This window comes from SAR324 cluster bacterium, assembly GCA_029245725.1.
Taxonomy (GTDB): Bacteria; SAR324; SAR324; order SAR324; family NAC60-12; genus JCVI-SCAAA005.
This window is the reverse complement of record JAQWOT010000072.1, coordinates 1-1,578: the sequence shown is the minus strand read 5'-3', so window position 1 is coordinate 1,578 and position 1,578 is coordinate 1. Positions and strand designations below refer to the sequence as shown.

The window sequence follows — 1,578 nt, the reverse complement described above, 5'->3', positions numbered from 1 at the left end:
GTGCTAAGTTTGAAGATTTTGAAACGGCATTTTGTGCGTATGAAGCAGCGATGCATGATCCACTGTTTAAAGAAATTACTAAGCAAAGATGGGATGACCCAGCTGGAAAAGGTGTCGGGCCTTTTGTGATGAGGGATTTATATGAGACTATAGATTTGTCTGCTCCGGTGCATGTTGTGCGCACTTACCAAATGTCAAGGAGTAAACTAACACAAGCTATTGATATAATGAAAGAAATTGCGAAAATATCACCACCCCACACGTTGTCAGCTGCTGTTCCAGTCATTGCGTCTCGAATGGATCGAGTTGGGGCAATTTATCACTTTGACTCCATGGCGAGTGCTGGAAAATACATGGATGAGATATCAATGAAGTCTGAATTTCAGGAACTCTTAAAGCAGGCAAGTGATTTGGGCACGCTTGTTCGTGCTGGTTTCAATATTAGAATGTAGGCGTAGCTATACCCTCACATCCAATGTTGATATTTGATAACAAGATGTCGGTAATTGGGAGTTAGAAAGGTAAATCCCAGACAGTTGATGTTTTATGGAGCTATTAGAAACATGGTTAAATTTAAAGGTTTATTAAGCCTGTGTAGTAGGTGAGAGTTTTCTTGCTAGTTCAAGACAATGTAGAGCCATCCGCCCAGTAGTTCTACCCACTGAAAAAGGTGAACAAGCTCAACTCTATCAGAATAGCCATGCCTTGCTGATTTCTTTTTGAGGATGTAGACATAACTTTCATCTAGGTAAAACGGCCTCAAATACTACCTTCGTCCCCTAATTTCTTCCCAATGCAGTCATCACTGTAGTGAAACTGACCCTTACAAGGTTGTTCCAAGTAGCTTTGCTGAAGGGGTATTTCCCTTGAAAGTAGTCAGCAAACTATTGTCACTTTCAAAAGAAACTCCTGTGCGAAAGAAATTGGACCCGTCCAAATATCTTGAACTCCCCCATTCCAGAGCATACCAGCGCCACCGTTTTGAAGAAATCCAGCATGGACGCACCTTTGTAGACCGGCATTATTATCGGGTATTGATGGAAGCGATGGTCAGTGACCTATACGACCCAGAACAGAAGCGCCGGGAACTATTGCAAGAAGCTCTGTCCTCTGTGGATATTTCTGATCTTCCAAAACCAACCTAAGCATCTTCAAACCAACATCAACCTGCCTGAAATTCTTAAAAATCCCAAAACTGTTACCTACTGAAGTTCAATCCAAACTGCTTGAACCCCCTGCAAAGAAAGTAAAGTCCTGTTTATTTCCCCACCTCTTAGTCCAAGTGAGCTTTTATGTCAGATACAATTTCACCCGACATTATTGATCGTAGTAAATACATGACTCTTGATGAAGCGAATCGGAAAGCAAAACTGTTTAGAAGTTCGATAGTCTATCAATGTCGAGAGCTTGTGTTGGACTGTCGACCACTGGAAAAGAGTTATTATTGGGTAGGAATAGGAATCGTCGATAGAAGGCGCAGCCAAATGCCAGAGTTGGGTTTACTATTGGAAGAATCTAGGCAGCTAGTTTTGAGGAGACTTCGCTATAATTGTATTGGGTTCAACCTAGTAGACCAAT

General features: G+C 41.8%; 3 protein-coding genes. All 3 read left to right on the top strand.

Going from position 1 to position 1,578, the window contains the following annotated elements:
- On the top strand, positions 1-452 hold a 452-nt coding region (locus P8O70_03125), incomplete at its 5' end, for a hypothetical protein (GenBank protein MDG2195875.1).
- Positions 453-911: 459 nt separating this feature from the next.
- Positions 912-1,145 (top strand): hypothetical protein, encoded by a 234-nt coding sequence (locus P8O70_03120; protein MDG2195874.1) that lies wholly within the window; start codon positions 912-914, stop codon positions 1,143-1,145.
- A 147-nt stretch (positions 1,146-1,292) separates the two neighbouring features.
- On the top strand, positions 1,293-1,578 hold a 286-nt coding region (locus tag P8O70_03115), incomplete at its 3' end, for a hypothetical protein (GenBank protein MDG2195873.1).